Here is an 18,760-nt window from a genome sequence, read left to right as displayed (position 1 = left end):
TTATAAAAAATGATAAATACCCTTGACAATAAATCAAACAGGGTAAACATATGGGTAGAAAAGCGGGGTTCTCACCTAAAGCTATGCAAAAAGCTATTGAGCAGTATAGCAATAGAGCTGATAACAAAAATGCAGGGCTATTTTTAAAGCACCATATGGAAAAGTATAAAGAAAATATGGAGAAAATACCTGAAGAAGAAATAGCTATTGTGCCACCTACTTTAGGTTTAAAGATAATTGACGAACTTTTAACAGTAACAAATGAAGATATAGCAGAATTATTTATTAATTTACTCACGAATGCTTCTACTCTATCTGGAGTGAGATATGCACATCCAAGTTTTATCGAAGTAATTAAAAACATAAGTGAAGATGAAGCTAAGATAATAAACGAAGTTTATCATAGACAACAAAATAATGTTCAATATACCTACTTAGCAAAACTAGATGGAGGAGTTATTCCTTTAACAGATAAAGTTAACAACGTTGCAACTTTATTAAGTTTAAATTTTGAGGAAAATTCAACCGTTTATATGGAAAATTTTATTAAACTAGGTATACTGGAAGACACTAGTGTTTATTATGACTTTCAAATTGATGAATTTGAGAAACTAGAGCACATTTTGTTAGAAAAAAAGAAATTGTTTGAAGAAAGAGTTTTTGAGCAACAAAAGAATGGGAAGTGGTTGAATGCAAGTATTATCCTCAATAAGGGAAATTATATTTTAAGTTCCTATGGTAAAAGTTTTGTAGATAGTGTTACAAGTAATAAAGCTAGCACCGATTAAGACTTTTCAATTGAAATTCTAAACAATTCAGAACGTCCACATGGACGTTCTTTTTATTATCCATATATCTAAAGGGGGACTGAGGATGATGGAAGGAGAGAAAGCAGGTGACACGTTTGCAAATTACAGGATTTAAATCAATCGGAGCGTTATTAGCTGGTTTTGCTATGTATATGCTCCAAATTGTAAACGAGGCGATAGTTGTCCTCGTTTTTTTAATGTTTCTAGATATGCTAACAGGTGTAATGAGGTCATTTTTGACAAAGAGTTGGAACCTACTGTGTGGTAAAATAAGTTTAAATGAAATGCCAGAAAATTTGTATATAGTTCTTAATTATAATTATTGTCTTCCGATAACAATTTAGTGGACAAAATCTAATATTATCGAGGGATAAAATGAAAAAGAAGAGGAAAAAACGAAAAGCACTAAAGTATTTCTTTTTAATAATTTTGATCATATTTTTATTCTTTGGTCTCATGAGTTGCGCTAAAGACATGGAAATAATAAAAAAAGAGAAAGCAGAAGAATTTATTTCTTATTGTGAAAATCCCTATGCGTTTTGGAAAGGTGTTAATGGAAAAAGCTGTGATGATGCAAGAAAAACTTATTATGAATACACAGATGAAGAGTGGAAAAAAGCAAAGAGGAGTTTAATAGAAACCGAGGGTATTACTGAGGACGACTATTTATCTGACGTAATAAAGGAAGAAAGGCAAGAGTAATCCTAATTTAGAGAATTGGTTATTGTGGTAGGGGAAATTACAAATAGTGGTTTATATTTATAGGTTTTACGATAGATTTATTTAAATTTTTGCACCATATTTGCACCAATCATGAAAATGGAAATAAAATCAATATAAATAAAAAAGTCGTAAACCTTATTGTAGCAAGGTTTACGACAGTGATTTATGATGGTCCCGACTGGTCTCGAACCAGCGACCCCCACCTTGTCGAGGTGGTGCTCTCCCAACTGAGCTACAAGACCGATTTAATGTAAAGAACTCTTTAAACATTAATGTTTCTTGATATAAATATACTATAATGTAGCGCACTAGTATATACCTAAAAAAATCCTGAAGTGCAAAGATCAACATTCAAGACTACAACCAAATAAAAAATCATTTCCTTGAAGGCTTAACGCCTTTCAAGGTTATTTTTTATTTTAGTTATATAAAAAGTAGAAATTAGAATCTAGTCAGGTAATACAATAAAATGCATTAAATATTATCTACTTTTCTTAAGCTACAATAGCTATATTATAAAATTACTTCTCACATGCAATGCCATCTTTATCACGATCGCTTTTAATGTTAGCTTCATAAATCTCTTTTGATACAAAAGGAGTAAATTTAGTTTTTCCGCCTTTGTTTTTAATATTTGCAGCCTTGGCTACTCCACCTTTATAGGTTTTGTTTAACTCTGTGCAATTGCTGAATTTCTTAGCTGCCGCCTCTGTCTCTGTCGGTGCTGTTGTAGAAACCCCCAAAATTAATGTTGCGGAAAGTATGATTACAGAAAATCGTTTCATAGTAAATCCTCCTAAGTTTTTGAACTAAGTTGTGGTGAGTCAAAAGGTGCGTGTAAAGATAACTACATATCACAATATAATATGGGGAAATCTCCTTTAATTTTACCAAAATATTCAATGTTACCTAGACTTTAACATAAAGGAGTTGAATATGTATATAGCATATAAATTAATTCGATTATTTCTACTGACATAAAATCCTCACATCTTTCTTAGTTCTGTCACTTGTCTGTAGTGGCTCCATTCTACTAAGATGGAGAGATGGGGAGGTGCTACGATAATGTTATTGGAAGCACAGGACTTTATTCATCTTTTTTATAGGGAAACTGGTAAGGCGGAAATAGACATGCATATACGTTTAAAAGAAATAGAAAGTCAGATTAATACAGTAGGTGCCTACGAACACACTACTGAAGAGCTAGAATTCGGTGCCAAGGTGGCATGGCGTAATAGTAATAAATGCATAGGTCGTCTGTTTTGGCAAAGCCTTACCGTTTTTGATAAACGACATTTACATAACGAGGAAGCTGTATTTGAGGCACTCATCGCCCATATGCAGTTTGCGACAAATGAAGGTCGAATAAGGCCGACCATCACAATATTTTCACAAAAGGATATTCGCGTATGGAATCATCAGCTTATCCGATATGCTGGCTATGAAACGGAGAATTGGATTATTGGAGATTCCGATTCCATAGAATTTACGAAAAAATGTGAGGAACTTGGATGGAAGGGGAAGAGAACCAATTTTGATGTGTTGCCACTTGTTATTCAGGTGAAGGATCACCCACCGAAATTATTTGATATTCCAGAGCAGTATATTTTAGAGGTACCAATTCGTCATCCTGAATATGATTGGTTTGAAGATTTAGAAATGAAGTGGTATGCAGTACCCATGATCTCGAACATGAAGTTGGAGATTGGAGGCATTACGTACGCTGCTGCTCCGTTTAATGGATGGTATATGGGCACCGAAATTGGTGCACGAAACTTAGCTGATGACTATCGCTACAATATGTTACCTTCAGTTGCCAGAGGAATGGGATTAAATACGAAATCTAATGCTTCTCTGTGGAAAGACAGGGCTCTTTTGGAACTAAATACAGCTGTATTGTTTTCCTTCAAAAAAGATGGTGTCAGTATTGTAGATCATCATACTGCTGCGCAACAATTTAAGAAATTTGAAGAAATTGAGAAAGATGCAGGTCGTGACGTCACAGGTAATTGGACATGGCTTATTCCTCCAATGTCACCTGCCACCACGCATATTTTTCATAAGCCATATAATAATGAGAAAGTAACACCGAATTATTCCTATCAACCTTCACCGTATTAAAAAAGGAGCATGATTAATCATGCTCCTTTTAAATGTAAATTTAATTGTTCTTTAGACTTCCTCCGAAACAAAACGATCTCTACCTGCATGCATTCCAGCAAAGAAAAGAAGAATAACAGTTACGATAAATAGTATTTTAGGAATCTCCCAGCTACCCGTTGCATCATGGATAAATCCAAAAAATACAGGACCGACTGCTGCAAGTAAATAACCAAATGACTGCGCAACACCCGATAAATCTGCTGCTTCCATAGGGGTACGCGAACGAAGAGAAAAGAACATCATGACCAGTCCGAATGATGCCCCACCACCTAAGCCTAGTGCAACCATCCATAGAAGTGTCAGTGAAATATCGCCATATAACAGTCCGGTGAAGCCTATTAAATAGAAAATCGTAAATACCAAAACTAATATTCGCTGATCCTTAAATCGACCCGCAAGAATTGGGATAAGAAAAGTCATTGGAAGTTGTGCAAATTGCATAATGGACAGCATCCAGCCGGATTTTTCGGCCTCCATTCCTTGGGTTTGCAATATTTCAGGAATCCATGCTGCAGTTGTATAAAATATGAGTGATTGTAAACCCATGCATAAAGTGATTGTCCATGTTAGAGGTGATTTTAATATTGACTTGGCTTTTTCTACATTAGTTGAAGAGGGCACGACATCTATTTCTTGTTTTTTCTTGACCTGAGGTAACCAAATAATACATGCAATTATTGCAAGAATAGCCCAAAATCCGAGCGCACCTTGCCAACCATAAGATGTTCCATCAGCTATTGGATAGCTGATACCTGCACCAATACCCGCAGATAAGTTCATAGAAACAGTGAATACTCCAGTCATAAGTCCAAGCTGTAAAGGGAATTTTAGCTTTATAAAACTTGGAAGTAGTACATTTCCAAATGCTATAGCAACACCTATAAGCGCAGTACCTAAAAGTAAAAGAAAGGGCGTTCCGAGCGAACGAATAATAATTCCTATTGCCAACAATAGAATAGCTAGAAATAGTGTCATTTCCATCCCAAGTCGTCGCGCAATCTTTGGGACAAAGGGAGAGACAATAGCAAAAGCTAACAGAGGAATCGTTGTGATGAATCCAGCTAGTACATTGGAAATGTCTAGTCCATCTCGTATATACGAAATAATTGGTCCAACGGCGGTAAGCGGTGCACGTAGAGTGGTGGAGATGAAAACAATTCCAATTATCAATAAAATAAAAGCCTTTTTATTCATTTCATTAGTAGTTAACAAATATCTTCTCTCCTTACGAGATTATGTAGTCCAACTTTAGAAAATGCTACACTCTTTGTCCTTGAAGTTCAATAGTTAGAATTAGAAAGAATTTTCTCTATATCAAAATAATGGAATATTAAGAGTATTGATATGATAATATGAATATGTAAATATTTAGAATTTGAGAATGATATATACAGAGGGGGAGTATGATGAATACTAAAAAAGTGTTGTCACTGAATGGTGTTTCCAAGAGTTTTGGACACAAACAAGTATTAAAAGGTGTCAATTTAGATGTATATGAAGGTCAAATTATTGGCTATATCGGACCTAACGGAGCAGGGAAAAGTACAACTGTCAAATTAATGCTTGGTCTTATAGATGGCTACACAGGGCTTATTGAAATTTTCGGAGAAAATATTATTAAAGGTGATTATTCCTATAAAAAACGCATTGGCTACGTGCCGGAGACAGCCGAGCTCTATGAAAATCTAACTGCCTTTGAATATCTCACCTTCACTGGCGAACTTTATGGATTAAGCAGTAAAGAGGCGGAGGTAAAGGCATTCGGATTGATGAAGGAATTTGGTTTAGAGGCTGTTTTTCATCAACGAATTTCCTCCTTTTCCAAAGGGATGAAACAGAAGGTATTAATCATATCTAGTTTGCTACATAACCCAGATTTATTGTTTTTTGATGAACCGTTAAGTGGTCTAGATGCAAACAGTGTCATGGTTATTAAGGAAATACTAGCAAAGCTTGCAGAACAAGGGAAGACTATTTTTTATTCTTCACATATAATGGATGTCGTTGAGAAAATTAGTAATCGCATTGTACTATTAGTAGATGGTCAAGTTGTGGCAGATGGATCTTTTGAAGAGTTGAAAATGCAAAACCAGGAAGGTTCATTAGAAGACATCTTCAATCAGTTGACTGGTTTTACTGAGCATGAGGAAATTGCAGAGCGATTTGTGAATTTAGTTCGTGGAGGCAGGAAAGATGAATGATTTTGCGTCACTGAGAATTCTAGATCGCTTTAGGTCCGTTTTTCAAAGGTTGAATATAGACTATGATGTGATGCGTTTGATCTTACAGCTAAAGCTGACGATGGATAGTAGAAGAATGCCAGCAATTTTTAGTGGTTCTAATGTGAAAAAGGAAGGAAATCAGTTTCTTAAATCCTTATGGATGTATGGGTTATTTGGTGTTCTCTTTTTAGTTCCTTTTCTATTTTTAGGCAATGAGTTTCTGTTCTCGCTTACTATCATGTTTAGCTCTTTATTTATCATTTTAATGACATCGATGGTTTCTGATTTTTCTGCTGTTCTACTAGATATACGAGACAAAAATATTCTTCATCCGAAACCTATTAGCGCAAAGACTTTAAATGCAGCGAAGATTACTCATATTATGATATATATGGTTCTATTAACTGGTTCGTTTATAATTATTCCTCTCATTGTCAGTGTCTTTAAGTTTGGTATTATATTTGCGCTCCTGTTTTTATTTGAAATATTATTGGTTAGCAGTTTGTCTGTAGTATTGACTGCCTTTGTATATCTATTTATCCTACGTTTCTTCAGTGGGGAAATGTTAAAGGATGTTATTAACTACGTGCAAATTTTCCTAGCGATTGGCATGGCGATTAGTTATCAATTAGTGGGTCGTGTGTTTCAAATAGTTAATATTGACATTACGTACACTTTTACATGGTGGCATATGTTCCTCCCGCCATTTTGGTTTGCCGCCCCCTTCGAATTAATCTTAAATAAAGATTTTTCCGTTCCGATTATTATCTTATCGCTGTTTGCTATTCTAGCTCCATTTCTTGCAATAGCACTATATATACGTTTAATGCCGTCCTTTGAAAGAAATCTTTCTAAATTACAAAGTGATGCTAACAGAACGAAAAAGCGAAACCGTAAATTACAAGGAGTTTGGGCAAGAATTCTTTGTAGTACTAAAGAGGAACGGACTTTTTATAAGTTTGCCACTCTACTGTTAAAAGAAGAAAGAGAACTAAAGCTCAAAATATTTCCTTTGTTAGGATTTGCGATTATTTTTCCTTTTATCTTTTTATTCAATACGATAAGCTCTAGTTCCTTTGAGGAAATGAGAAGTGGAAGTTCTTTTATGGTCATCTATTTTTCTTTAATAATGATTCCATCCGTTGTGCAAATGCTAGAGTACTCTGGTAACTATAAAGGGCAATGGATTTTTTATGCAGCTCCTATCAAAAATAAAGCCCTTGTATATAGTGCAACTTTAAAAGCGAGTATCATGAATTATTTCATACCTATTTTAGCGATTTTAAGTGTAATATTTCTCTGGATTTTTTCTTTCCAAATTTTTTTGGACTTAGTGGTTGTTCTACTAGCTACAATCGTTCTAACACTCGTATCCTATGGGATTTTTAGTAAAGGGAAGTTCCCTTTCATAAGCTCACATGAGCATACGCAAACTAATGGCTTCATCAAAGTTTTCGGAAGCATGTTCCTAGTTGGGGTTATGGCAGCGATACATGCATTTATTTTGCTCATTCCTTATGGTTTACCGACATATGCGGTCATTCTGTTTATAAGTATTATCATAGGTTGGAAATTAATGTTCTCAAGAGGGTAACAACGAGGGAGGTTAGGGCTTTGCAAACAACAGAAGATATAAAAAATTTAATACTAGAAGATAAATGGATGATGGATATATTAGGAGCAGCTCAACAATTAGACCTTCCAGACTGGTGGATATGCGCGGGATTTGTTCGGTCCAAAATCTGGGATGCATTACATGGGTATATAGAAAGAACGCCTTTAGAAGATATCGATGTAATTTATTTTGAAGCTAACAATAAGGAAGAATCAGAGGAAAAAAAGTGGGAGGATCAATTACGTAAACTAATGCACACAATTCCTTGGTCAGTAAAAAATCAGGCGAGAATGCACAAGGTCAATAATTTGCCGCCTTATCATTCTTCAGCGGAGGGAATAGCCAATTTTCCTGAAACGGTGACTGCCATTGGAGTGAAATTACTTGGACAAAATGATATAGCGCTCGTAGCTCCATATGGGGTAGCGGACATTCTGAAGCTACATGTGAAACCAGTCCCTCACTTTGCAAAAGATAAAAATCTTATGGCAGTATATGAGCAACGTATTCAGCGGAAAAACTGGCAGTCAAATTGGCCTAAAATAACAATTAAATAGACGTATGATGTGACAAAAAGTGAGTTAATGATGGTTTTCCTCTTTTTATTCTACATAACATTTGTAACAAGATGAACCGATTGGGCGATGGGCGCATATGATGTTATGACTTGATTACAAGGAGGAAAAAAATGAAACACATGCGCCATATTGTGACGAAAGCTGTTGTTGCGAAAGGTAAAAAGAGAACAGAATCCTGTGAAGTGCTTCGTCCACCGAATACACCATCGAGTATTTTAGGTTGCTGGGTTATTAATCACACATGTTCGTCTAAAAAACACGGAAGATATGTAGAAGTAACGGGGAAATTTGATATTAACGTTTGGTATGCGCACCATGACCATTCCAAAACTTCCGTATTCACGGAAACAATCAATTATAAAGATCGCATTAAACTACATTATCGCGATAAAGACACTACGGGAGAAGAAGTACATGTACGTGTGCTGCAACAACCAAACTGTACAGAGGCAATTATTATTTCAGGTGGTACACAATTCCAAGTAACAGTAGAAAGAGAGATACTTGTTGAGGTCGTTGGGGAAACAACTATTTGTATTCAAGTACATGAAGCGGAATTTGAAGAAGAATGGGCATATGGAGAAGAAAGCTCATCTAGTTCATCTTCCAGTTCCTCTAGTTCGAGTTCCACAGGCTCCTCTAAAGAGGTGGATGATTCTTCGTCCATTTAACAAGCCGGCTTTTACTACCGGCTTTTTTTTTGACTAAAAATAATTTAAGTGCTGTATCATTTTTCTCACGTTAGCTTTATAAATACCATTTTCAAATGAAAATATGCAGGCATGTAGTAAAGAAATTTTTGGAAGTGCTTATAAAGTTCATTCCATTATAAAACACTGAATATCTCTCGTGATAAAGGAAAAACTAACAAAGATTAAAAACGAGAGGAGTGTTCTAAATGAAAGAACGTAAGCAACCACATGAAAAGTTCAAACTAAAAGATAACGGATTATCATCGATGCAAGAAGTTATATATCCAAAAGAATTCAAGCGTGCTGACAAAGAGTCATTTAAGAAAAATTCAATTAAAAAGTAACAGACTATTTGAACCCTGATTAGGTTACTTATTCAGGGTTCATTTTATTCGTCATGAATAGATGAATCCTTTCATTGATTCTTCCAACTCCCTCATTTTTCATTGTTTTTTGGTATAATCATTATATTAGTAAAGAAGAGAGAAGGATTTAAATGACTACACAGACTCCAATGATGCAACAATACTTAAAAATTAAAGAAGACCACATAGATGCGTTTTTATTTTTTCGTTTAGGTGATTTTTATGAATTGTTTCATGATGATGCTATTAAAGCTGCCGCGATTTTAGAAATTACATTGACCAGTAGGAAGGACAATATTCCGATGTGTGGCGTTCCTCATCATTCTGCGCAAGGATATATTGAAACACTTATAAGTAAAGGATATAAGGTCGCTATTTGTGAGCAGGTAGAAGATCCAAAGCATGCAAAGGGTGTTGTGAAAAGAGAAGTTGTACGTCTTGTTACACCAGGGACGCTAATAGAAGGAAAAGCAATGCAAACCAAGTCTAACTATTTTATTGCTTCTGCTGACTTACTTGCATCAAACGAAGTTGCTTTTGCTTATTTGGATGTTTCGACAGGTGATGGTTTTACGACTATTCTTTCTGGTGATGAAAAAGAGGTCGTACAGGAACTACTCTCCATCCAAGCAAAAGAACTAATCGTCAGTGAACAAATGTATGTACTGATTAATGATTTATCAACTATCCATGATTTTACGGTTTCGATTGAAAAAGAGGAGTTAACAGATGAAGCGATTCAAAAGTACATTCCGAATCATCCCAAACAAACGCATCAAACAGTAAAAAGACTTTTACAATACATTCAAAAAACACAAAAACAATCTCTTTTACATATTCAGCCTTTCACGTTTCAGCAAAGAGAATCCTTTTTGGCAATGGACTACCATTCCAAACGGAATCTAGAGCTAATATCATCTATCCGAAGTGGTGACCAAAAAGGGACGTTATTATGGCTACTAGATGAAACGGTAACAGCAATGGGCGGCCGAAAGTTAAAGCAATGGATTCATCAGCCACTTGCAAACAAACAATCGATTGAAGCACGTCAAGAAATAGTGACAAGTTTTCTAAATGACTTTATGCTTCGTGAGGAGATTAAAGAGGCTTTTAAGGAAGTATATGATTTAGAAAGACTTGTAGGAAGAATTGGATTTGGAAGTGCTGGAGGAAGGGATCTTGCGCAGTTAAGACAATCTCTTTCAAAGGTGCCAATTATAAAGCAACTACTAAGTGAATCGGAAGATACGGTGTTGCAAAAACTTGGAGCTGCTTTAGAGGATTGTGAAGTTATTTGGAGAAAGTTACAAGAAGCAATCAGTGAAAATCCTCCGATTGCCGTAAAAGACGGTGGAGTGATTAATAACGGTTACCATGAACGACTGGACCAACTTCGCGATGCTTCCGTTAACGGTAAAAAATGGATTGCCGCATTAGAGCAAAGAGAAAGAGAAATTACAGGTGCCAAAAATCTAAAAATAGGATATAACCGTATTTTTGGCTACTATATTGAGTTAACTAAATCGTATATTCATTTAGCAGATGAGTCTAGATATGTTCGAAAACAAACGCTTGCGAACGCTGAAAGATATATAACGGATGAACTGAAAGAAAAAGAATCTCTTATTTTATCTGCAGAAGATGAAAGCCTAGTACTTGAATATGAACTATTTACCCAAGTTAGGGAAGAAATTAAAACATATATACCGCTTGTTCAGAAATTGGCTAAACAAATCAGTGAGCTAGATGTCTTTATATCATTTGCTCAAGTGGCAGAGGACCATCGTTTAACAAAGCCTGTGTTTCATGATTCTAATGCCATGATCATTAAAGAAGGTAGACATCCAGTTGTTGAGAAAATGATGAACAATCAGCTATATGTACCGAATGATTGTGTACTTACGGAAGACACCAATATGCTGTTGATCACCGGACCAAATATGTCGGGTAAAAGTACTTTTATGAGACAAATCGCGATTACAACGGTGATGGCGCAAATAGGGTGCTATGTACCTGCAGAATCTGCAAAGTTACCAATTGTCGATAAAATATTTACTCGTATTGGAGCTGCGGATGATTTGGCGGGTGGCCAAAGTACATTTATGATTGAAATGATGGAATCACAGCATGCTATTATGAATGCAACAAATAAGAGCTTGCTTTTGTTTGATGAGATTGGGCGCGGTACTTCCACATATGATGGCATGAGCTTAGCTCAGGCAATGATGGAATATATTCATGAAAATATAGGTGCTAATACGCTATTTTCTACACATTATCATGAACTGACTGAGTTAGAAGAATCGTTATCGAAGCTTCGAAATGTTCATGTTTCAGCAACAGAAAAAGATGGCAAAGTTGTCTTTCTACATAAGTTAAAAGATGGCCCAGCGGATAAGAGTTACGGTATTCACGTAGCTGAGTTGGCGCAACTACCAGAACAAATTATTTCCCGCGCCCGTGAGATTTTAGCAACTTTTGAAGATCAGGAAGAAAAGGGAGAAAGTGCTGTAAATGTAAGCGAAACGCAATTATCATTTTTTGATGAGCAACCAAAGATACGTAAAGAACTAGTTACTATCCCAGAAAATAAAGCGACAGATAAAATTATGAAAAAGTTAAAGAAAGTCAATATATCGGGTACTACTCCATTAGAAGCGTTACAACTTTTATACGAGCTACAAAAAGAGCTAGAATAACCCAAAAGTAGGTGAATGAAATGGGACAAATCATTGTAATGGACGAATTGCTGTCCAACAAAATTGCAGCCGGTGAAGTGGTGGAAAGACCAGCTTCTGTTGTAAAAGAATTAGTTGAAAATGCCATAGATGCTGATAGTACTTCTATTGAAATTACGCTGGAAGAAGCAGGACTGTCTAAAATTCAAGTTACCGATAATGGTAAGGGGATGGACGCAGATGATGCGCTAAAATCATTTTCTAGACATGCGACCTCTAAAATAACTACAGAGCATGACCTTTTTAGAATCCGTTCATTAGGTTTTCGGGGAGAGGCACTTGCTAGTATAGCCTCTGTATCTAAGATTAGTTTATGGACATCAAATGGTGAAAATATTGGGTCAAAAGTAGAGTTAGAAGGTGGGAGGGTAATATCTAATACCCCAGGTCCGATTCGGAGAGGAACGGATATTGTTGTAAGTCAACTATTTTACAATACGCCAGCTCGTTTAAAATACTTGAAGACGATTCAAACGGAATTAGGTCATTCAATAGATTTGATAAATCGCTTAGCAATCAGTTATCCAGGGATTGCCTTTAAACTTACGCACAATCAACAAACCATTATGCAGACGAGTGGTAGAGGCGATTTAAAACAAGTTTTGGCTGCCATATACGGAATATCTAACGTGAAAAAAATGGTCGCTTTCGACAATGATTCATCGGATTTTCGTATTTCTGGTTTTGCGACATTGCCAGAAATAACGAGAGCATCTAAAAACTATATAACGGTTTTAGTGAACGGTCGTTGGGTAAAGCACTATGGTATAAATAATGCGATAGTAGATAGCTACCATACATTGTTGCCGATAGGTAGATATCCAATAGTAGTCCTAAATATTGAAATGGATCCAATTCTTACCGATGTCAATGTTCATCCGGCCAAGCATCAAATTCGACTAAGCAAAGAAAAAGAGCTAATGGAATTGGTTCGTATAACAATCCGTTCTATTATGCATCGAGTGCAGAAACCACCAGAAATTATAGAGAAGCCAGTTGAGAAAAAGCAACCAAGTGTACAATTCAATTTCTTTAAACAGACGTATGAGCCAGTTCAAAAGGATCCAATAACACCTGCCAATGATGGAGTGTATTTTGACCAGGCTCACAGTTCACCTGAAAAACAGACAAGTATCATATATGAAGAAGTAGATCCGCTTACAGACTTCGAAGTCCAACCAATTGAAAATATCGAAGAGAAGAAGCCATTTCCTGATTTACATGTAGTAGGTCAAATCCATGGAACATACATTGTTGCCCAAAGTGATGATGGTTTTTACTTAATAGATCAACATGCTGCACAAGAACGGGTTAAATATGAGTTTTACAAGGAGAAGATAGGGGAAGTAAATGCAGATGAGCGACAATCGTTGTTGCTGCCGCTAACTTTTCACTATTCTTTGGACGAGGCATACCGTATTAAAGAGTCTTTGGATGAATTAATAAATGTAGGGATATTTTTAGAGGAGTTTGGTTCTTCAAGCTTTGTCGTAAGAGATTATCCTACATGGTTCCCTAAGGGTCAAGAAACGAAGATTATTGAAGGCCTAATCGAACAAGTATTGAATAACCGTAAAACAGATATAAAAAAACTGCGAGAACATGCAGCAATTATGATGAGCTGTAAGCTTTCTATCAAAGCAAATCATTATTTAACAATGAGGGATATGGAGCAGCTGCTTGAAAGCTTAAAAAATGCAAAGCATCCATTGACTTGTCCACATGGTAGACCAGTTATCATACATTTTTCTACTTATGAAGTGGAGAAAATGTTCAAACGAGTTATGTAGGAGGAAGCCAAAATGGGGAAATATATATTATCGATCGATCAAGGAACGACAAGCTCTAGAGCAATACTATTTGATGAGCTCGGCAATATTGTTCACTCTGCTCAACGAGAATTTAAACAATATTTTCCTAAATCTGGTTGGGTTGAGCATGACGCAAAAGAAATCTGGGGATCTGTATTATCCGTATTAGCTGCTGTTCTAACGGAAAGTGGTAGCCAACCAGAGGACGTTCATGCTATTGGGATTACAAACCAACGGGAGACGACCGTTGTATGGAACAAACACACGGGAAGACCAGTATACAACGCGATTGTTTGGCAATCGAGACAAACACAATCCATCATTGAAGAATTGAAGAAGGCTGATTTAGAAACGTTTTTCCAAGAGAAGACGGGCTTGAAATTGGACCCGTATTTTTCTGCAACAAAGGTAAAATGGATACTGGATAATGTGGATGGTGCGAGAGAACAAGCAGAAGCGGGTGATTTACTTTTTGGAACGATAGATACATGGCTAATTTGGAAGCTCTCTAATGGAAAAGCCCATGTTACGGACTACTCCAATGCTTCCAGAACAATGCTCTATAATATATATGATCAGCAATGGGATGCAGAGATTTGCGAGAAGCTTGCTATACCTATGGAAATGCTTCCAAAGGTTGCCTCATCATCTGAAGTATATGCACAGACAGATCCTTCTGTTTTCTTCGGTAAAGAAATAGATATAGCAGGAGCTGCTGGAGATCAACAGGCTGCGCTTTTTGGGCAATGCTGTTTTGACAAAGGCATGGCGAAAAACACATATGGTACTGGCTGCTTTATGCTTTTAAATACGGGAGAAGAAGCAGTTGCCTCTCCGTCTGGTTTATTGACAACTATTGCGTGGGGGATTAATGGTAAAGTAACCTACGCGTTAGAAGGTAGCGTATTCGTTGCTGGCTCTGCAATTCAGTGGCTTCGAGATGGGCTTCGCATGATAAAAAGTGCACCTGAATCTGAAGTTTATGCAAAAAAAGTTGGATCCACAGACGGGGTCTATTTTGTTCCCGCATTTGTAGGATTAGGAACGCCTTATTGGGATTCTGAAGCGAGAGGCTCTATTTTCGGATTAACTAGGGGAACAACTAAAGAGCATTTCATCCGTGCAACGATAGAATCCCTCGCTTATCAAACAAAAGATGTTCTTGATACGATGGAAAAAGATTCTGGAGTAGATGTAGAGACATTGCGAGTTGATGGTGGAGCAGTAAGCAATGAGTTTCTTATGCAGTTCCAAAGTGATATGTTAAATTTGCCTGTTGAACTTGCCAAGCTTAATGAAACCACGGCGTTAGGAGCGGCTTTCCTAGCGGGTCTAGCTACAGGCTTCTGGAAAGATGAACAAGAGCTTACTAACTTGCGAGAAAGTCAAAAGCAGTACAAGCCAAAAATGGAAACGAAGAAAAGAGATCATCTATATAGAGGTTGGACAAAAGCAGTTGAGGCAACACGTATTTTCAAACTTTCAGATGAAGAGGTGGAATGATTGAAGTCTTCTGTAGAACGCGAGCAAATAGTGAATACTTTAAATTATTATGAGTTTGACTTATTGGTGATAGGTGGAGGTATAACCGGGGCGGGTATTGCGCTAGATGCCGTTACTCGAGGCATGTCTGTTGCGTTAGTAGAGATGCAGGATTTTGCTGCGGGAACTTCTAGTCGGTCAACAAAACTTGTGCATGGTGGTTTACGATATTTAAAGCAATTAGAAGTGAAAATGGTTGCGGATGTAGGCAAAGAAAGAGAAATAGTGTATGAAAATGCAGTTCATGTGACGGAGCCTATATGGATGCTACTGCCCTTTCATAAAAAAGGAACATTTGGTCCTCTCACTACATCAGCTGGGTTGAAAATGTATGATTATTTAGCTGGTGTCAAAAAAGATGAGAGAAGATTAATGCTTTCTGACCATGAAGCTCTGGAAAAAGAACCCCTCCTAAAAAGTAAAGGTTTACTTGGTGGAGGTTATTATGTTGAATATCGTACGGACGATGCTCGACTAACCATTGAGGTCATGAAAAAAGCAATGGAAAAAGGGGCAGTGTGCTTAAACTATGCTAAAGCTCGTTCCTTTATTTATGATGACTATAACCAGGTAATTGGAGCGGAAATTGTAGATACAGTAAGCAATAAAAGAATTTCGATTCATGCAAAAAAAATAGTAAATGCTACTGGTCCTTGGGTAGATGGAGTTCGTGCTTTAGATGCTATTGAAAATAACAAAAAACTGAAGCTCACAAAAGGTGTTCATGTGGTTATCGATCAATCTGTTTTCCCTCTTAAACAAGCTGTCTATTTTGATACTCCTGATAAACGAATGGTTTTTGCTATCCCAAGAGATGGAAAAACATATGTAGGGACTACGGATACATTCTTTGAAGGTGATATTCGACATCCTGTAGCAACGCCGGAAGATGTCGATTATCTAATTGAAGCCATTCATGCTATGTTTCCATTAGTTCACGTTACAGCAAATCAAGTGGAGTCTACTTGGGCAGGGGTTCGTCCATTAATATATGAGGATGGAAAGGATCCATCTGAAATTTCTCGAAAAGATGAGATTTGGCAATCGGAGGCAGGCTTATTTACAATAGCTGGAGGTAAACTAACAGGATATCGGAAAATGGCAGAAACAATAGTAGATAAAATATCCAAACAATTAGGAAATGAAAAATATGGTCCATGTGTAACTAAGCGTTTATCATTATCCGGTGGGGATATTGGCGGCTCTGAGCAATGGGAAGCCTTTCTTACTCAGAAGGAAGAAGTGGCTCCAGCTTATGGTCTATCTCGTATAGAAGGTAGAAAATTGGCTAAAATGTATGGGACGAATGTCGATAAAGTATTTCAAAATGCACAAATTCTTTCTACTATCCCTTCAACTTTGCCTTTATCGCTTATCGCTCAAATCTATTACGCGGTGCATGAAGAAATGGCATATTCTCCTGTAGACTTTTTAGTAAGAAGAACAGGTATGCTCTATTTTGATATACAGCATTTTAAAGAGTATAAAGAAGAAGTAGTAAAAGTGATGGAGCAATTATTGCATTACTCTAAAGAAGAAACGACTGCGTTTAATAAACAACTAGAAATACTTTATACCGAAGCTACATTAAAAGAAAGCAGGGATTAAGCTGAAAACTATCTTAGAAGGCAAAATGTCAGATAATCATCTTATTCATATTGTGAAGTTTTCCCCTGATATACCCCCAATAGCTCATATCCATCTTCTGCATGGAATGGTAGAGCATATCGGTCGTTATGATGAATTCGCAACATTTTTAATGAGTAAAGGTTTTGTCGTTACTGGTCATGATCATCGTGGTCATGGCATAACTGCTGAAAAAAACGGTGAATTTGGCTATTTTGCAGATAAGTTAGGATTCGAGCGTGTAACAGAAGATGTTCGGGAAGTGTTATTGCATGTGCGAGAGGATTTGGGTGATATGCCGCTCATTCTATTTGGCCATAGTATGGGGTCGTTTGTAGCTCGTAGATATATGCAAAAGTATAGCGACTCATTAACTAAAGTGGTCCTTTCAGGTACTACTTTTAGTCCTGGAGTTATGGGTGAAATCGGTAAAGTGGTCGCTCAGCTTGTATCCGCTGCTAAAAGCCCAAAATCTGAAGGGACTTTGATAAATGGTATGGCATTCGGAGGATTTAATAAACAAATTCAAGATACGAAGACGCCATTTGACTGGCTTACAACTGATGAAACAGAAGTGCAAAAATATATAGAAGATCCACTATGTGGTTTCGTACCATCGAACCGATTTTATATAGACCTATTTGATGGCTTAAGAATAATCCACGATGACAAAAAAAATAATCATATAAAAAAAGATTTACCTGTTTTAATTATTAGTGGTATCAAGGACCCTGTTGGTAAGGATGGCAAGGATTTATTTAAAGTCGCAAAGGGCTATAAAAAAGTCGGAATGTCTAAAGTTACTGTCCATTTGGTAGAGGATGCAAGGCATGAAATACTAAAAGAGGTAAACAAACTTCAAACATATGAAATAATTGTAAATTGGATGTTGGAATAATGCTAAATAGAACAAACGTAATTGCTATAGTCGGGCCAACTGCTGTTGGGAAAACAGCTTTAAGTATTGAATTGGCTAAAGCATTTAATGGAGAAATTATTAATGGCGACTCTATGCAGGTGTACCGTGAGCTTGATATTGGAACTGCAAAAGTTACAAAAGAAGAAATGGAGGGAATTCCTCATCATCTTCTAGATATTAAAAGTCCAGAAGAGAGTTTCTCTGTAGCGGAGTACCAAAGCCTCGTTCGAGGAAAAATTGAAGAAATTACAGCAAGAGGTAAACTTCCGATAATAGTAGGAGGAACTGGTCTATATATTCAGTCGGTTCTGTTTGACTTTAGATTTACGGAACAACCGGATCGCGATGAAAACAGACTCGCCGAATTAGAAAAAATGTCTCCTGATGATCTATTTGACCTTTTGCATTCTCTGGATCCAGAAGCAGCAATGGAAATACATCCGAATAACGTCCAACGGGTAATTCGGGCAATTGAACGAGTAGAGCTTACAGGGAAACAAAAGAATGCTATAGAGCAAAACCAAGGCCATGAGAAAGTATATCATCATTATATTATTGGCCTGTCCATAGATCGGGAGCAATTATATAATCGTATCAATCAGCGAGTAGATATAATGTTGGAAAATGGCCTTCTAGAAGAAGTGAAAATGCTCCATAGTAAAGGGATCAGAGATGTGCAATCCATCCAGGCAATTGGCTATAAAGAAATATATGCTTATTTGGACGGAGATGTTTCCATCGAAGATGCAATAGAACAATTAAAGCAAAACTCGAGAAGGTATGCAAAAAGGCAACTAACCTATTTCCGAAACAAAATGGCTATTAATTGGTTTAATCCTTTCACGGATGCAAAAAAAATATTGAAAGAAATTAATGAGTTTATGCAGGAAAAAGAATAAAAAAAGCGAATATTAACATAGTAGTGTGTTTAAACATGCAAATTGTATAATGGGGGTA

General features: G+C 36.6%; 17 protein-coding genes and 1 tRNA gene. 15 read left to right on the top strand and 3 right to left on the bottom strand.

Features of this window, described 5'->3' with window-relative positions; all coding sequences use genetic code 11:
* Positions 1 to 50: 50 nt before the first annotated feature.
* The 3 genes from BM260_RS03150 to BM260_RS03140 all read left to right on the top strand — a co-directional run bounded on the left by BM260_RS03150 (position 51) and on the right by BM260_RS03140 (position 1,511).
* A complete protein-coding gene (locus tag BM260_RS03150; RefSeq protein WP_093534913.1) occupies positions 51 to 788 on the top strand; it encodes a DUF4393 domain-containing protein in 738 nt (245 codons plus the stop codon).
* Positions 789 to 895: 107 nt separating this feature from the next.
* Entirely contained in the window at positions 896 to 1,153 is a 258-nt protein-coding gene (locus BM260_RS03145) for a phage holin family protein (RefSeq protein ID WP_093534911.1), read from the top strand.
* A gap of 31 nt (positions 1,154 to 1,184) precedes the next feature.
* Positions 1,185 to 1,511: a hypothetical protein gene (locus BM260_RS03140; RefSeq protein WP_093534909.1), complete on the top strand. Its 327-nt coding sequence runs from the start codon at positions 1,185 to 1,187 to the stop codon at positions 1,509 to 1,511.
* Positions 1,512 to 1,701: 190 nt separating this feature from the next.
* On the opposite strand, the gene BM260_RS03135 is transcribed toward BM260_RS03140, so the two are convergent.
* Positions 1,702 to 1,774 (bottom strand) — tRNA-Val (locus tag BM260_RS03135).
* A 279-nt stretch (positions 1,775 to 2,053) separates the two neighbouring features.
* Entirely contained in the window at positions 2,054 to 2,317 is a 264-nt protein-coding gene (locus BM260_RS03130) for an excalibur calcium-binding domain-containing protein (RefSeq protein ID WP_093534907.1), read from the bottom strand.
* 280 nt (positions 2,318 to 2,597) lie between these two features.
* Here BM260_RS03130 and BM260_RS03125 point away from each other — a divergent pair, with 280 nt between their 5' ends.
* Positions 2,598 to 3,653, top strand: coding sequence for a nitric oxide synthase oxygenase (locus tag BM260_RS03125; protein ID WP_093534905.1), 1,056 nt, complete (start codon positions 2,598 to 2,600; stop codon positions 3,651 to 3,653).
* Between the two features lie 51 nt (positions 3,654 to 3,704).
* On the opposite strand, the gene BM260_RS03120 is transcribed toward BM260_RS03125, so the two are convergent.
* Positions 3,705 to 4,907, bottom strand: coding sequence for a CynX/NimT family MFS transporter (locus BM260_RS03120; protein WP_322788056.1), 1,203 nt, complete (start codon positions 4,905 to 4,907; stop codon positions 3,705 to 3,707).
* Between the two features lie 194 nt (positions 4,908 to 5,101).
* Between BM260_RS03120 and BM260_RS03115 the strand changes: the two genes are divergently transcribed.
* The 11 genes from BM260_RS03115 (at position 5,102) to miaA (ending at position 18,702) form a co-directional block, all read left to right on the top strand.
* Positions 5,102 to 5,896: an ABC transporter ATP-binding protein gene (locus BM260_RS03115; RefSeq protein WP_093534903.1), complete on the top strand. Its 795-nt coding sequence runs from the start codon at positions 5,102 to 5,104 to the stop codon at positions 5,894 to 5,896.
* Positions 5,889 to 7,511, top strand: a complete 1,623-nt coding sequence (locus tag BM260_RS03110; protein WP_093534901.1) for a hypothetical protein — start codon at positions 5,889 to 5,891, stop codon at positions 7,509 to 7,511. The genes BM260_RS03115 and BM260_RS03110 overlap by 8 nt, the downstream gene beginning before the upstream one ends.
* Before the next feature lie 68 nt (positions 7,512 to 7,579).
* A complete protein-coding gene (locus BM260_RS03105) occupies positions 7,580 to 8,089 on the top strand; it encodes a nucleotidyltransferase family protein (protein WP_093535701.1) in 510 nt (169 codons plus the stop codon).
* A gap of 131 nt (positions 8,090 to 8,220) precedes the next feature.
* The gene (gene cotE, locus BM260_RS03100; protein WP_093534899.1) at positions 8,221 to 8,781 is read left to right on the top strand and encodes an outer spore coat protein CotE; all 561 of its coding nucleotides are present in this window, start codon (positions 8,221 to 8,223) and stop codon (positions 8,779 to 8,781) included.
* A 227-nt stretch (positions 8,782 to 9,008) separates the two neighbouring features.
* A complete protein-coding gene (locus BM260_RS18160) occupies positions 9,009 to 9,146 on the top strand; it encodes a YfhE family protein (RefSeq protein ID WP_139219893.1) in 138 nt (45 codons plus the stop codon).
* 152 nt (positions 9,147 to 9,298) lie between these two features.
* Complete coding sequence (gene mutS, locus BM260_RS03095; protein WP_093534897.1) at positions 9,299 to 11,866, top strand: DNA mismatch repair protein MutS; 2,568 nt, start codon at positions 9,299 to 9,301, stop codon at positions 11,864 to 11,866.
* A gap of 20 nt (positions 11,867 to 11,886) precedes the next feature.
* Positions 11,887 to 13,695, top strand: coding sequence for a DNA mismatch repair endonuclease MutL (mutL, locus tag BM260_RS03090; RefSeq protein ID WP_093534895.1), 1,809 nt, complete (start codon positions 11,887 to 11,889; stop codon positions 13,693 to 13,695).
* Positions 13,696 to 13,707: 12 nt separating this feature from the next.
* On the top strand, positions 13,708 to 15,219 hold the full coding sequence (glpK, locus tag BM260_RS03085; RefSeq protein WP_093534893.1) for a glycerol kinase GlpK: 1,512 nt from the start codon (positions 13,708 to 13,710) through the stop codon (positions 15,217 to 15,219).
* Positions 15,220 to 16,866: a glycerol-3-phosphate dehydrogenase/oxidase gene (locus BM260_RS03080; protein ID WP_093534891.1), complete on the top strand. Its 1,647-nt coding sequence runs from the start codon at positions 15,220 to 15,222 to the stop codon at positions 16,864 to 16,866.
* A gap of 25 nt (positions 16,867 to 16,891) precedes the next feature.
* Positions 16,892 to 17,782, top strand: a complete 891-nt coding sequence (locus BM260_RS03075; protein ID WP_093534889.1) for an alpha/beta fold hydrolase — start codon at positions 16,892 to 16,894, stop codon at positions 17,780 to 17,782.
* Positions 17,782 to 18,702 carry a tRNA (adenosine(37)-N6)-dimethylallyltransferase MiaA gene (gene miaA / locus BM260_RS03070; RefSeq protein WP_093534887.1) on the top strand — a complete coding sequence of 307 codons (921 nt, stop codon included), beginning with the start codon at positions 17,782 to 17,784 and terminating at the stop codon, positions 18,700 to 18,702. The genes BM260_RS03075 and miaA overlap by 1 nt, the downstream gene beginning before the upstream one ends.
* Positions 18,703 to 18,760: the final 58 nt, after the last annotated feature.

The organism is Psychrobacillus psychrotolerans (genome assembly GCF_900115805.1).
GTDB classification, from domain to species: Bacteria; Bacillota; Bacilli; order Bacillales_A; family Planococcaceae; genus Psychrobacillus; species Psychrobacillus psychrotolerans.
Note: the sequence above shows the minus strand (reverse complement) of the source record. Positions and strands in the feature narration are given on the sequence as shown.

Coding starts and splice junctions, on each gene's coding strand:
- BM260_RS18160 (WP_139219893.1), top strand. CDS start 9,009: ATGAAAGAACGTAAGCAACCACATGAAAAGTTCAAACTAAAAGATAAC.
- BM260_RS03125 (WP_093534905.1), top strand. CDS start 2,598: ATGTTATTGGAAGCACAGGACTTTATTCATCTTTTTTATAGGGAAACT.
- cotE (WP_093534899.1), top strand. CDS start 8,221: ATGAAACACATGCGCCATATTGTGACGAAAGCTGTTGTTGCGAAAGGT.
- BM260_RS03140 (WP_093534909.1), top strand. CDS start 1,185: ATGAAAAAGAAGAGGAAAAAACGAAAAGCACTAAAGTATTTCTTTTTA.
- BM260_RS03150 (WP_093534913.1), top strand. CDS start 51: ATGGGTAGAAAAGCGGGGTTCTCACCTAAAGCTATGCAAAAAGCTATT.
- BM260_RS03075 (WP_093534889.1), top strand. CDS start 16,892: ATGTCAGATAATCATCTTATTCATATTGTGAAGTTTTCCCCTGATATA.
- mutL (WP_093534895.1), top strand. CDS start 11,887: ATGGGACAAATCATTGTAATGGACGAATTGCTGTCCAACAAAATTGCA.
- miaA (WP_093534887.1), top strand. CDS start 17,782: ATGCTAAATAGAACAAACGTAATTGCTATAGTCGGGCCAACTGCTGTT.
- BM260_RS03115 (WP_093534903.1), top strand. CDS start 5,102: ATGAATACTAAAAAAGTGTTGTCACTGAATGGTGTTTCCAAGAGTTTT.
- glpK (WP_093534893.1), top strand. CDS start 13,708: ATGGGGAAATATATATTATCGATCGATCAAGGAACGACAAGCTCTAGA.
- mutS (WP_093534897.1), top strand. CDS start 9,299: ATGACTACACAGACTCCAATGATGCAACAATACTTAAAAATTAAAGAA.
- BM260_RS03130 (WP_093534907.1), bottom strand. CDS start 2,317: ATGAAACGATTTTCTGTAATCATACTTTCCGCAACATTAATTTTGGGG.
- BM260_RS03105 (WP_093535701.1), top strand. CDS start 7,580: ATGATGGATATATTAGGAGCAGCTCAACAATTAGACCTTCCAGACTGG.
- BM260_RS03110 (WP_093534901.1), top strand. CDS start 5,889: ATGAATGATTTTGCGTCACTGAGAATTCTAGATCGCTTTAGGTCCGTT.